This is a genomic window from Paraherbaspirillum soli (genome assembly GCF_042654985.1).
GTDB lineage: Bacteria > Pseudomonadota > Gammaproteobacteria > Burkholderiales > Burkholderiaceae_D > Paraherbaspirillum > Paraherbaspirillum soli.
This window is the reverse complement of record NZ_JBHSMT010000013.1, coordinates 494,473-507,457: the sequence shown is the minus strand read 5'-3', so window position 1 is coordinate 507,457 and position 12,985 is coordinate 494,473. Positions and strand designations below refer to the sequence as shown.

Here is a 12,985-nt window from a genome sequence, read left to right as displayed (position 1 = left end):
GGGAATCGAAGCGAAAAAATGGCTGGGCGAGGACAGATTTTGCCGATATTTTTTCCAATAGCGGGACTATTGGAAAAAATATTGGTGAAATATGGACCGCTCAGGCGTTTTTGCAGCCGATTACTCCTAAGCCCGACAGGCTGCTAGAGTGCCTTGGCCATAACGCCATGTCAAATATATGATTTGTTGGATATTAATATGCATTGCATATTAGTCGGCGGGAAAGAGGAGTATTGCTTAAAGTTATCAGTTGATAGTTATTTGACATTGAAATTGCTTGATCTTGTGAAACATTGGAAAAATATTCTATGGATATGCGAATTTTCAGCACAAATTGCGATAATTTTTCGCTCCACCATTATTAAACTAGAGCTTGGCAATGTCGCCGTGCAGTTCAGATGGGGTGCTTTTCATGTCTTCCGATATTTCTTCAGTTTCGTCTCCAGCGCAAGCTGCGAGCACCCATGCCGACACCCAGCTGGTGCACGCCGGACGCGAGCCGTCGCGTTTTAGCGGGATGGTGAATACGCCGGTATTCCGCGGCTCGACCATCATTGCCGACAATCTGGAGGATTGGGAAGCCAGCCGCCAGGTGGACAATCCGATGGCGAACTATGGCCGTTTCGGCACTCCGACCACGCGCTCGTTCGAGCAGGCGATCACCACCCTCGAAGGCGGTCACAACGCGCTGGTATTTCCGTCCGGGCTGTCGGCCTGCACCCATAGCCTGATGGCCTTTGTCAAAAGCGGCGATCACGTGCTGATGACCGACAGTGTCTATGGCCCGACCCGTACTTTTGCCGATCATGTATTGCGGCGGATGGGAATCGAGGTCGAGTTTTTCGATCCCTTGATCGGCGGCGAGATCCGGACCCTGATGCGGCCGAACACCCGCGTGGTGTTTGTCGAGTCGCCGGGGTCATGGACTTTTGAAGTGCAGGATATTCCGGCAATTGCCGAGGAGGCGCATAAGGCCGGCGCCTTTGTGCTGCTGGATAACACCTGGGCCACGCCGCTGTATTTCAAACCGTTCGAACATGGCGTCGATGTCTCGATCCACGCCGCCACCAAATACATCGTCGGCCACTCGGACGCATTGCTGGGCGTGGCCAGCGCCAACGAGCGCAGCTGGCCGATCCTGAAGCAGGGTGCCCATGATTTCGGTCAAACTGCCGGTCCCGACGATATCTATCTGGCCTTGCGCGGTATGCGCAGCATGGCGGTGCGCCTGCGTCAGCATTGGGAAAGCGGGATCCAGCTGGCCGAATATCTGCGCACCCAGCCGCTGGTCGAAAGCGTGCTGCATCCGGCGTTGCCGTCCGACCCGGGATATCGCTTGTGGTCGCGCGACTTCCTTGGCGCCAGCGGCCTGTTCACGATTGAATTGAAGCCGGTCGGCCGTGCCGCGCTGTGCAAGTTTTTCGACAGCCTGCAATTGTTCGGCATCGGCTTGTCATGGGGCGGTTTCGAAAGCCTGGCGCTGCCGCTGGATAAACCGCCAACCCGTGTTGCTTCAGCCACGACTTATCAAAACCCGTTGATCAGGGTCCATGTCGGTCTTGAAAATATTGACGATCTGATCAGCGACATGGGGCAGGCATTCGAGAAGATGGGGCAGGCGCTGTAGTTTTACGCGACGCAATTTGCCGGATCAAAACCGACCAAAACGGATCAAGATCATTGCCGATCTTGATCCGTTTTTTCATGTGAGATTGGCATAGCCCAGCGGCAGGGCGGTGGTGTGTTTGATTTGCTCCATTGCGAAGCTTGCATTGACGTCGAACAGGGCGCTCGATTGGGTCAGTTTTTGATACACCGCATCGTAGCCGGCGATATTCGGCACCACCACCCGCAGCAGATAATCAATGTTGCCGCTCATTCGGTAAAACTCGACCACCTCGGGAATCATCTTTACCGTATTGCTGAATTGTTCATACCAGGTGGCGTTGTGCTGATTGGTCTTGATCAGCACGAACACCGTGACGCCGACGTTCAACTTGTCGGCGTCGAGCAGCGCGACTCTGCGCATGATGACCCCGTCTTCTTCCAGTTTCTGAATGCGGCGCCAGCATGGCGTAGATGAAAGGTTAACTTTCTCGGCGATTTCTGCGACCGGTACGTTCGCATCCTCTTGCAGGATGGCGAGGATTTGTTTGTCTATTTTGTCCATGATTGGCTTGATTAAGGAGTGCCTACAGGTTCGCACAATCGCCATCATACGGTCTTGCCATCGAATGTTGAAATCCGAACCGGCGGCGGTCGTCGTAATGCCCATTGAGCTTGGTACAATGGCGGCTTATTTATTTGTCCAATTAAGCCCATGATCGATATTCAACTTCTTCGCAAAGACATCGCCTCCGTTGCCGACCGTCTGGCTACGCGCAAATTCCAGCTCGACGTCAACGGCTTTAATGCATTGGAAGCCGAGCGCAAGCAAATCCAGACCCGTACTGAAGAACTGCAAGGCCGGCGCAATACGCTATCCAAACAGATCGGCATGCTGAAAGGGAAGGGCGAAGATGCCTCCGCGGTGATGGCGGAAGTCGCCGGCATCGGCGACGAGCTGAAGGCATCGGCAAGCCGGCTGGACCAGGTGCAGGAGCAGGTCAGCGCGTTCCTGCTGGCAGTGCCGAATCTGCCGCATGAATCGGTCCCGGTCGGCCAGGATGAATCCGGCAACATCGAAGTACGCAAAGTTGGCACCCCGCGCAGCTTCGATTTCGAAGTGCGCGATCACGTCGATGTCGGCGGCGCGCTGGGCCTGGATTTCGACGTCGCTGCCAAATTGACCGGTTCGCGTTTCGCCGTGCTGAAAGGTGGCATCGCCCGCCTGCACCGGGCGCTGGCGCAATTCATGCTGGACACGCATACCGCCGAGCACGGTTACACCGAGTGCTATACGCCTTACATCGTGAATGCCGATTCGCTGCGCGGCACCGGCCAGTTGCCGAAGTTTGAAGAAGATTTGTTCGCGGTAAAAAAAGGCGGCCAGGAGGCTGAGCAAGTTGCCGACAGTGCGGCGTTGTATTTGATCCCGACCGCCGAAGTGCCGTTGACCAATACCGTGCGCGATGAAATCGTCGCCGGCGAAACCCTGCCGCTCAAAATGACCGCACATTCGCCATGCTTCCGTTCGGAAGCCGGCAGCTACGGCCGCGATACGCGCGGCATGATTCGCCAGCACCAGTTCGACAAGGTTGAAATGGTGCAAATCGTGCATCCGGAGAAATCGTATGAAGCGCTGGAAGAAATGGTCGCTCACGCCGAAAACATTTTGAAGAAGCTCGGGCTGCCATACCGCGTGGTTTCGCTATGCACTGGCGACATGGGATTCGGCGCCGCCAAAACTTACGATCTCGAAGTGTGGCTGCCGGCACAAAACACTTACCGCGAGATTTCGTCGGTATCCAATTGCGAAGCATTCCAGGCACGCCGCATGCAAGCCCGCTTCCGCAATGCCCAGGGCAAGCCTGAGTTGGTCCACACCCTCAATGGCTCCGGTCTGGCGGTAGGGCGGACACTGGTCGCGCTGCTGGAGAATTATCAGCAAGCCGACGGCAGCGTAGAAATTCCGGCAGTGCTGCATCCCTATATGGGCGGCATTACCCGGTTGAGCGCCTAAGTATTTGATGCCGCCGATTGTTGCAGCATTGCGTGATAAAAAAGGGATTCCAAAATTAAAAAGAGTCTGCTACAATCTTGCGCTTTGCTGCAGTAACTTCAGCAAGTCGACCGAAAACCGGAGAGGTGGCAGAGTGGTCGAATGTACTTGACTCGAAATCAAGCGTACGTTAAATCGTACCGTGGGTTCGAATCCCACCCTCTCCGCCAAGAATCACGCTTAAGATCCATCAGTTATATGTGATTTTAGCGAGCAGTAAAAAATTAAACGCCACCCTAATCGGTGGCGTTTTTCTTTTCTGAGGGGATTTTTTTGACATCAGGCTGATCGTTTGCCGATTTTCCCCAGCGCTGTACGTATCGATCACCCAATGGCTATTGCTGTGCGAGTCGTTATGACCGGGTACGCGGCCGGCAGTAGGGTGTGCAGGTTAATTCCGCAATAAAAATTCACTGAACAAGCTCCCCTAATCGCTTCGTGAGGCGGATCGTTGCGGAACTTGGGAGTTACGAACGTATGCTGAGAAACCTACCTAATTCCTCCTTCAGTCGGGCGTGCAACGGCTAACAGTGGCCAGGCGCGGACAGATCGATCTGCTGCTTGTAATCAGCAAGGGGCAAAAATAAATTCTTGCGCTGCATGTAAGCTCAGCATATGATGCGTTCGTCGTCTGTTACGTCCATGCAAGACGTGACTGCCAATACAAGAGTTGATTCGCTTCTCGTAGGGGCCACTTTTCAAATAGAACTGGGTCCCGAGAATCAGCTCCTGTATTGGTAATTATCAAAGCTCGCTTCGGCGGGCTTTTTTGTTGCGCGGTTAATTGCTTAGTTTAGGAAAGCGGTTGGCGCACGGAAGAAGAATCATATGCTGTATGCAATCACGGGCTTGTTCGTAGCTGTTTGGTATTTCAGATCTGCTCGATCGGCTGAGAAAAACAGATTATTTTGGATGCTAATCGGATTTTTTCTGGTTGCATTTGCAAGTGTGGGCTGTGTGCTTGTATTGAATACCTATGCCATAAGCGCGATGCTCTCCCAGCGGCCCTTTTTATTGGCCTGGGTATTCCAAATAATTATCTTTGGCGTGAGTGTCGGAGTGGCTTTCTTTGTACGTCGTAAATTTCTCAAGCCTAAAAGTAGTCAGCAGTAAATTTCCTTTCGACTAAGAAGCCTCGTACCTTACCCATTTGAGAATAAATATGACCCTTAACAACATGCGTTTTGCAATTGCGATATTTGTTTCACTTATCCCACTGGCATCACACGCTGATATACAAGACGGTAGTAAAGCCATTGGCAGTGGAGCCGCCAGCATTGCGGGATCACCACTCGCATCCGTCAAAGGCGGGCCTATTGCAGCTAGCGCCTTCTTTGTTACAGGGGCGGCATTTATTATCGCAGGCGTGACAATGGTTGCCGGCAATAGCGTTGAGATCGTTGTGGAAAATACGGTTAATGGCAGCAAGGCGGTGCTTAAAACAAGCGCCTCCTTGGTGAAGCAGCTTGGTGTGTCGGTCGGTACCAGCGTTAAGGTGGTCGCCGAGTCGACAGGCTATGCCTTGGTTGCCTCGGGAAAGATGTTGGCATTTGTACCAAATGCCGCAGGTGAGGCGCTACTACATCAATCCAAGCTTTCGCAATAAGGGAGGTCTGCATGTTGCGTGCTTTACGTACCTCTTTATGCAGCATTGCTCTTGGCATGGCCCTACATGGCACTGTTTTTGCCGGGCAAACTTGCGAAGAAATCGCTCCCAGCCCAGAGTCTGCACGCATGGCCTTTAGCAGCGCTAACGAACTGTTGGCAGCATTGGACAAAGAACAGCCTCAGGTAGCCCTGGTCGCACGCGTAGGGCAAGACCTTTCAAAATACGGCCTGCGTTATTCGCACGTTGGATTTGTGCGCAAGGATCCAGTTACAGGCAATTGGCGCACCATGCATTTGCTCAACGCATGCGGTACAGCCCATTCGGATTTGTGGCAGGAAGGCTTGGCCAATTTTTTCTTGGACAGCCCCTTTACCTATGAATCGTTATTGATTATTCCGTCGAAAGAGATTCAAAGTAGTCTCATGGCGAAGCTCTCGGACCGGACTCAATATCTGACTTTGTTTTCGCCTAACTACAACATGCTGGCATATCCGTTCTCGACACGTTATGAAAACTCGAATCAATGGGTACTTGAGGTATTAGCATCTGCGTTGTCCGAGAAAATCAAGATGGATACGCGGGAAAAAGCGCAGCAGTGGTTAAAGTTGATGGATTATCAGCCAACCACTCTCAAACTCGGTCCAGCGACCCGCTTAGGCGGTCGCATGTTTCGTGCAAATATCGCGTTCGATGACCATCCGAACGAACGGCGTTTTGCAGACAAAATTGACACGGTTACGGTCGATTCAATTGCTCAATTTTTACAAAAAACAGACCCTGCGACGCGCCTAGTCATCGTGCCGGCACCAAAGCTTGATTCTTTAGTTAATTAGTGGACTGTAACAGTCCACTAGCCCCAGTTCTGCGCATCAGGGCATGGAAACAAAAAACGCCACCGTGATCGGTGGCGTTTTTTGTTATAAGGAGGAGTATTTTTGCCATCGCACCACTCCCGTGCCGATCTTGTTTAGTGCAACGGTCAACATATCAAGGCATCAGCAAATTCTTAATTCTTGCGCAGGCCCTCGACCATTTTCAGTTCGCTTGAACGGTCGATGGATTGATTGGTGTTTGCAAACATGTCGCTGGTCGGGATTTTAATTTCGATGTCCGATACCGGCGTGATCTTGATAACGCCTTTGGTCATGGCCAGGTTCAGGACATGACCGCCGGTTTTCTTGTCGCCGGAAAGAAAATGCCAGTGATAACCGGTGACATTGAAGCCCTTGCTGAAGTTGGGGCTGCGGAAAGCGACCAATACGCCATTGGTATCCGAATAGTGAAATACGGATTGTGTCTTCGCAACTTCAGCCAGCGGCTTATACGGTTTGTCCTGCGGTGAAATGGCGCGCGCGGTCATTTGCTTGAAATCACCTTCTATCCGTATCGCATAGAAGACGTTTTTATTTTCCAGCCCCTTGTCTAATAAGTCTTCCAGCTCCTTCAGCGTGGTCGGAGTGGTCACCGTGTATTTGACCTCCCCCGCAGTAGGGAAAGTGGTGACCACCGCAAACGGTGTCATCTCGGATGCGGCCGCCAGTTCCACGGTCCCATCCGATTTCGCCTTGTAGACCTCGCCATCGACCAAGACCAGTTCGCCATCCACGCGATTAAATGTGCCAATCCCGAAATTCCCTTTCTGCTTGAGCTGGTCGACCGTATAACTTCCCTCGTAAGCGCCGTCCAGCAGCGCGTCGATAGTCGAATACTGAAATGCTTTTGGTTCAGGCACCTGCTGTGCCTGGACCAAAGCAGCGCATGAACACAGCAACAACGACATGGATAGATTTTTCAAAATGTTCACCTTGTAAAATGAGCGGCTAATCAATAAGACGACTAATACAAAAGGCTACTGATGCATGAGGCAATTAATAAATGATGCGCCCCGACTTTCCAACAACAACTAAATCGATAGAAGAAGATGCGGCGTGATTGGTTTTGGAGAACTTTACGGAAAACCCGCCTGCGTCATACGCCGACATGCTTTCCAAGGCTTGAACCAGTCCTTCGCGCGTCAGATTTTTCCCTGCTCTGTGCAAGGCTTCGACCAGCACCTTTGCATTCAAATATCCTTCCAGTTGGTTGCCGGTAAAACCAGCCAAGTTGGCGCGCTTCGCCGCAGTTTGGTACTCCTTGACTATGCGCACGGTATCGTTCATCTCGTAGGGCATGCCGCGCGTCATGGCGATGCCGGAAGCACTGGTTCCCAACTCCTTGATCAAGCCGGGAGGAAGGCCTGCGGAGGGCGTGTAAATTTGGGTGACTGGGCGCGATTTGGCGTAAGACTGCATGAATGCTTTGGTTGACTGCGGCAAGGTCACCAGGATGATGGCCTGCGGCGCCTTTTCAATGATTGTTTTGACTGCAGCTTCGGCGCCGTCGCCATTCTTTTTCAGCGATGCCGCTACGTAGGGTTTGAGCTGGTACTTTTTCATGATGGACGTGATCGCGTCCAATCCCTCTTCTCCATACGCCTCATCGATATAGACGATGGCGACGTTCTTGACGCCGATGGTGGCCAGGTTTTTGACGATGCCTTCGTACTCTTCCGAGTTACCAGGCCGCACATAAAACGTGTACGGATTCAAGCTGGCACGCAATTTCGGACCGGTCGCAATGGCGGCGACCAGCGGGATTTTCTGTGCTGCCGCAAAAGGAGCCACCGCCAGCACTGAGCCGGTTCCGGCGAACTGGAATAGGGCGAAGACGCCGGACTGCTGGAGTTGTTTCGCGTTGTCCAATGCGCGCTTCGGATCATAGGCATCGTCCAAGGTGGTGAGCTGGATTCTTCTGCCGAAAACGCCGCCGGCCTGGTTCACTTCATTGAAATACAACTCCGCGCCAACTTTAAAGTCGTTGCCCAACTCTGCCATTGCGCCTGTCAGATACGTTGATTGCCCCAATTTGATCTCGGTAGCGGTCACTCCTTCTTCAGCCAGGACAGGCAGGCAAAACACTGAAAACAAGAAACCCAGAAAAACACTTTTGACCTTCACTTGCATGACGAATCTTCCTTATGAATGTATGAACCCTAGGGATACTTCACTGAGTTTTGAATCTGTTACTGCAATGCGTGTTGTCGAATCTGAATAGTTTTGTCCTCTATCTCGCGGTTAATTGCGAGATAGAAATGTTTCTGTATGTAAATATATCTCAACTATGTGTTGCTCACAGGGAATTTTTAACTTGCTTTAACATTTAGTTTTTGTGCAATCCAAAACGTCTGATTTCACGCGGAGATAAAAAAACGCTCTCTAAATTGAGAGCGTTTTTTGTTGGGGGGATATTCCTGCATCCGGCGGCGCTATTTGTCTCCAGCCAGAATCCGGAAATGCAAATCCAAACGATCCTGCACCTGGAGCGCGCCATTGAGAATGGAGTAGGGGGCGATCCCGAAATCGCTTTGATTGAACGTCATTCGTCCGCTTGCCGCGATTCCGCCCGCAACGGTTTCAATCTGCGCCGGAATCTCAAACGTCCGCGTGGTGCCGTGGAGTGTGATAGCTACGCTCAACTTCGACGGATCGCCAGCGCTGCGAGCGGCATGAATCAGCACGTATGGAAAGCGTTCGGACTCCAGGACTTTCTCCAGCATATTGCTGCGCGTGCCTTCGATTGCTTCAGCCGACGGGTGGGTGTCGAACCCGGCTTCGGCGCGCAGGGCAGGTTCGTCGACCACCAGGCGATCGAGCGGCAGGTACAGGTCGGCCCGTCCTTCCTCTAGCGAGACATAGCCTCTCACGTTATGGCTGGCGACGACATGGTCGTGACCCAGGCGCGCCAGCGCGCCGGCGCGACGCACCTCGATGGTGACCAGCGATCTGTCGGGATCCACGCGCAGCACCTTGATCCCGCGCGCTTCGGCTTGCCGGTAAGCGGACTCGGGAAAACCGGCAGGTATCTGTACAGGAGCGGGCGAAGGAAGGCGCGGAACGCAGGCTGCCAGCAGGCAGCCCATTACCGCAATCAGACAGGTCCGGCGCATTTGGGTAGGCATTTGGCAGCTCGTCTCACGGTTTTAAACGGTCGGATTTCCCGGCTGTCGAGGTGTATCCCAGTCTGGCGGAAATGTTGCCGGCGCAGGCACGCAGCGCCGTCGCCATGTCGCCTTTCCATGCGGGATCAAAGACGCCTGTGATCCCCATCGCTGTAATGGCGAGAACGATATTGCCGTTGTGGTCGAACACCGGGGCGCTCAGCGCATTGACGCCGGGGATCGGATGGCCGACCACCCGTGCCAGTCCTCGGCGCCGCACATCAATTAACGATTGCTCGAATTTCTTGACGGTTTCATGGGTGACGCTGGCGCCGCCCGCCAGTCGTGGCAAGTCATCCAGCATCATTTTTTCGATTAATTTGAGGGGCATGAAGGCCGAGAAAATTTGTCCGGTGGCTGTGTTGGCCAAGGACATGACCGTACCGTTGCGGATGCTCACATGGATCGGATAATTGGACTCTTCCAGCCGCACCACGGTTGGCCCCAGATTGCCCCAAATCGAGATGAAAATGCCTTGTCCTGTCTTTGCCGCCAGCGCCTTGACATCGGCTTCGGCTTCCTTGAGCGGATTGAGTCGGCGCAGGCTGGCCAGGCCGAGTTGCAAGGCCAGCGGCCCCAGTTCGTATTGACCGGTGACGTCATCCTGCTGCACCAGTCCCAAATTGCCGAAGCTCACCAGGTAAGGATGGGCTTTGCCCGGCGGCATTCCCGCTTCATGCGCAAGATCCCGCAATAGCATCTGGCCCCCGTTCCTCAATAATGCGAGCAAGAGTTGCCCGCCGACTTCGATTGACTGAATATTGCGTTGCGGTTTTTCCAATGCGTACTCCATAAATATCCTGGGCAATTTTATATCCGATATTCATCTATTATTGGATTTAGATATAAACTAACGGATTCATTATTGTTTAAATATCATGGTATTCTTCAATCGCTTTGCCGGGGACGAAGATAAGGCAAGCGACCTTTGCCACTCACACATTTTGTTGATCTACTCTCAAGGAAATTATGACTAGCGAAAAGAAATTTGCTTCACAGGCCGACCTCGAACAGAAGAAAACCAGCTTCATCAAGCTGTCCGATAACGCCTATGCCTACACCGCCGAAGGCGATCCCAATTCCGGCGTCATCATCGGTGACGACAGTGTGATGGTGATTGACACCACCGCCACGCCGCTGATGGCGCAAGAGCTGATCAAACATATCCGTAGCGTGACCGATCTGCCGATCAAATATGTCGTACTCAGCCACTATCACGCGGTGCGTGTACTGGGGGCTTCGGCGTATTTCAACGAGGGCTGCGAACAGGTGATCGCATCGCGCGGCACCTACGAAATGATCGTCGAGCGCGGGGCGCAGGACATGCAGTCGGAGATCGAACGCTTTCCACGTCTGTTCGCGGGTGTCGAATCGGTGCCGGGGCTGACCTGGCCCAGCATGGTGTTCGAGAAAGAAATGAGCATTTTCATGGGGCGGCTGGAAGTGAAGCTGATGCACATCGGCATGGGACACACCAAGGGCGACACGATTGCCTGGATTCCTTCGCAAAAGATTTGCTTCTCCGGCGACCTGGTCGAGTACGAAGCCGCTGCCTATACCGGCGACGCCCAGCTGGAAGAATGGCCTGCCACATTGGAAGCGCTGCGCGCACTGGGCGCGGAAAAACTGGTGCCGGGCCGCGGTCCGGCGCTGATGAATCCGGAACAGGTCAAGCAGGGCCTCGATTACACCAAGGATTTCGTCACCACCTTGCTGCAAAGCGCAAAGGAAGCGGTTGCCGCCGGCAAATCGCTGAAAGAGGCGATGGCGCATACCCGCAGCAAGATGGACCCCAAGTTCGGTCATGTGTTTATTTACGAGCATTGTCTGCCGTTCGATGTGGCGCGTGCGGTGGATGAAGCCAGCGGCATCAAGCATCCGCGCATCTGGACTGCGGAGCGGGACCAGGAAATGTGGCATGCGTTGCAGGACTGATCCGGGTTAGCCACACCAGCAAAATACTTATTTCTTCGATGCGGAGCGAGACCATGGAAAAGGAATATCAGCAGCTGTCGTTTGCATACGTGAAATCGCCCGATGAGGATGTCATGCCGCCGGTACCGCCTGTGCACCATCCGGTCGTTATCGTCGGCGCCGGCCCGGTCGGCCTGGCGACCGCGATCGACCTGGCGCAGCAAGGGGTGGCAACGGTGGTGCTGGATGACGATTGCACGCTGTCGACCGGGTCGCGGGCGATTTGCTTTGCCAAGCGTTCGCTGGAGATTTTTGATCGCTTGGGATGCGGTGACCGCATGGCTGAGAAAGGGGTTTCCTGGAATGTCGGGAAGGTCTTTTTCCAGGATCAGATGGTGTATTCCTTTGATCTGCTGCCGGAATCCGGGCATCGGAGGCCTGCCTTCATTAACCTCCAGCAGTATTACGTTGAGGGATATCTGTTGGATCGGGCTCAGGAATTGCCCAATATCGATTTGCGCTGGAAAAATAAAGTCTCCGGCATAGTGCAAAACGAAGAGCACGCCGAACTGACAATCGAAACACCGAACGGCCCGTATCAATTGCAATGCGACTATGTCGTTGCTGCCGACGGCGCACGCAGTTCTGTACGCCATTTATCCGGATTGGAAAGCAAGGGACGCACCTTTCGTGATCGCTTCCTGATTGTCGACATCAGAATGACAGCGGATTTTCCGAGCGAGCGCTGGTTCTGGTTTGATCCGCCGTTTCATCCGAATCAATCGGTGTTGCTGCACCGCCAGCCGGACAATATGTGGCGCATCGATTTCCAGCTTGGGTGGGATGCCGATCCGATTGCGGAAAAACAAGCGGAAAAAGTCATTCCTCGCGTGCAAGCGCTGCTTGGCAACGATGTCGAATTCGAGCTGGTGTGGGTGAGCGTCTATACCTTCTCTTGTTTGCGCATGGATAAGTTTCGCCACGGGCGTGTTTTCTTTGCCGGCGACGCCGCCCACGGCGTATCGCCATTCGGCGCGCGCGGCGCCAATAGCGGCGTGCAAGATGCCGAAAACCTGGCCTGGAAGCTGAAGCTGGTGCTGCAGAACAAAGCTCCGCAGACGCTGCTGGACAGCTATGCGGAAGAGCGCGAATACGCAGCCGACGAAAACATTCTGCATTCGACCCGGGCGACCGATTTCATCACGCCAAAAAGCGACATCAGCCGCAGCTTCCGGGATGCGACGCTGCGACTGGCGAAGAAATACGATTTTGCCCGGCAACTGGTGAACAGCGGCCGTCTTTCAAAACCGGCGACGCTGTTTGATAGTTCGCTCAATACCAAGGATCGGGATGTGTTCAATGGCGCGATGGTGCCTGGGGCCGCTATCGCTGACGCTCCTGTCATTGTTCAAGGCCAATCGCACTGGTTTAGCGCCTGTGTCGGCAACGAGTTTGCCGGCATCTATTTTTACGATTCCGCCAGTGTCGCAAGGCTGTCCTCTTTCGATTTCCGCGATATTCACCTGAAACAATTGGTGGTGGTGCCGCCGCAATCGGCAGGACTCAAGCTGGAAGGGTTTGACGTGATAGTAGATGTCGAAGGACTGCTGGCAAAAAGATTTGATGCCGTTCCCGGGACTTATTACCTGCTTCGTCCGGACCAGCACGTATGTGCGCGGTGGCGGCAGTTTGACGCGGGATTGGTGCGGGATGCCGTCATGCGCGCAACCCGAAACCTGGTAGAAACTTCGGTAGCGTGAGGAAA

At 53.6% G+C, this 12,985-nt stretch carries 12 protein-coding genes and 1 tRNA gene; 8 read left to right on the top strand and 5 right to left on the bottom strand.

Going from position 1 to position 12,985, the window contains the following annotated elements; translation table 11 throughout:
- Positions 1-412 precede the first annotated feature (412 nt).
- On the top strand, positions 413-1,627 hold the full coding sequence (gene metC / locus ACFPM8_RS09915) for a cystathionine beta-lyase (protein ID WP_378997344.1): 1,215 nt from the start codon (positions 413-415) through the stop codon (positions 1,625-1,627).
- 75 nt (positions 1,628-1,702) lie between these two features.
- Here the strand turns inward: metC and ACFPM8_RS09910 are convergent, their stop codons facing one another.
- Complete coding sequence (locus tag ACFPM8_RS09910) at positions 1,703-2,170, bottom strand: Lrp/AsnC family transcriptional regulator (protein ID WP_378997343.1); 468 nt, start codon at positions 2,168-2,170, stop codon at positions 1,703-1,705.
- 150 nt (positions 2,171-2,320) lie between these two features.
- Between ACFPM8_RS09910 and serS the strand changes: the two genes are divergently transcribed.
- The 5 genes from serS (at position 2,321) to ACFPM8_RS09885 (ending at position 6,103) form a co-directional block, all read left to right on the top strand.
- A complete protein-coding gene (serS, locus tag ACFPM8_RS09905; protein ID WP_378997342.1) occupies positions 2,321-3,622 on the top strand; it encodes a serine--tRNA ligase in 1,302 nt (433 codons plus the stop codon).
- Positions 3,623-3,741: 119 nt separating this feature from the next.
- Positions 3,742-3,831 (top strand) — tRNA-Ser (locus ACFPM8_RS09900).
- Between the two features lie 658 nt (positions 3,832-4,489).
- Positions 4,490-4,774 carry a hypothetical protein gene (locus tag ACFPM8_RS09895; RefSeq protein ID WP_378997341.1) on the top strand — a complete coding sequence of 95 codons (285 nt, stop codon included), beginning with the start codon at positions 4,490-4,492 and terminating at the stop codon, positions 4,772-4,774.
- Positions 4,775-4,823: 49 nt separating this feature from the next.
- Positions 4,824-5,267, top strand: a complete 444-nt coding sequence (locus tag ACFPM8_RS09890; RefSeq protein ID WP_378997340.1) for a hypothetical protein — start codon at positions 4,824-4,826, stop codon at positions 5,265-5,267.
- 11 nt (positions 5,268-5,278) lie between these two features.
- Positions 5,279-6,103 carry a DUF2145 domain-containing protein gene (locus ACFPM8_RS09885; protein ID WP_378997339.1) on the top strand — a complete coding sequence of 275 codons (825 nt, stop codon included), beginning with the start codon at positions 5,279-5,281 and terminating at the stop codon, positions 6,101-6,103.
- A 173-nt stretch (positions 6,104-6,276) separates the two neighbouring features.
- Here the strand turns inward: ACFPM8_RS09885 and budA are convergent, their stop codons facing one another.
- The 4 genes from budA to ACFPM8_RS09865 all read right to left on the bottom strand — a co-directional run bounded on the left by budA (position 6,277) and on the right by ACFPM8_RS09865 (position 10,099).
- Positions 6,277-7,002, bottom strand: a complete 726-nt coding sequence (gene budA, locus ACFPM8_RS09880) for an acetolactate decarboxylase (protein WP_378997338.1) — start codon at positions 7,000-7,002, stop codon at positions 6,277-6,279.
- 136 nt (positions 7,003-7,138) lie between these two features.
- A complete protein-coding gene (locus ACFPM8_RS09875; RefSeq protein WP_378997337.1) occupies positions 7,139-8,272 on the bottom strand; it encodes an ABC transporter substrate-binding protein in 1,134 nt (377 codons plus the stop codon).
- A gap of 302 nt (positions 8,273-8,574) precedes the next feature.
- Positions 8,575-9,267 carry a YceI family protein gene (locus ACFPM8_RS09870; RefSeq protein WP_378997336.1) on the bottom strand — a complete coding sequence of 231 codons (693 nt, stop codon included), beginning with the start codon at positions 9,265-9,267 and terminating at the stop codon, positions 8,575-8,577.
- Between the two features lie 13 nt (positions 9,268-9,280).
- Positions 9,281-10,099: an IclR family transcriptional regulator gene (locus ACFPM8_RS09865; protein WP_378997334.1), complete on the bottom strand. Its 819-nt coding sequence runs from the start codon at positions 10,097-10,099 to the stop codon at positions 9,281-9,283.
- Positions 10,100-10,275: 176 nt separating this feature from the next.
- Here ACFPM8_RS09865 and ACFPM8_RS09860 point away from each other — a divergent pair, with 176 nt between their 5' ends.
- A complete protein-coding gene (locus tag ACFPM8_RS09860) occupies positions 10,276-11,241 on the top strand; it encodes an MBL fold metallo-hydrolase (protein ID WP_378997333.1) in 966 nt (321 codons plus the stop codon).
- 53 nt (positions 11,242-11,294) lie between these two features.
- The gene (locus ACFPM8_RS09855) at positions 11,295-12,980 is read left to right on the top strand and encodes an FAD-dependent oxidoreductase (protein ID WP_378997332.1); all 1,686 of its coding nucleotides are present in this window, start codon (positions 11,295-11,297) and stop codon (positions 12,978-12,980) included.
- Positions 12,981-12,985: the final 5 nt, after the last annotated feature.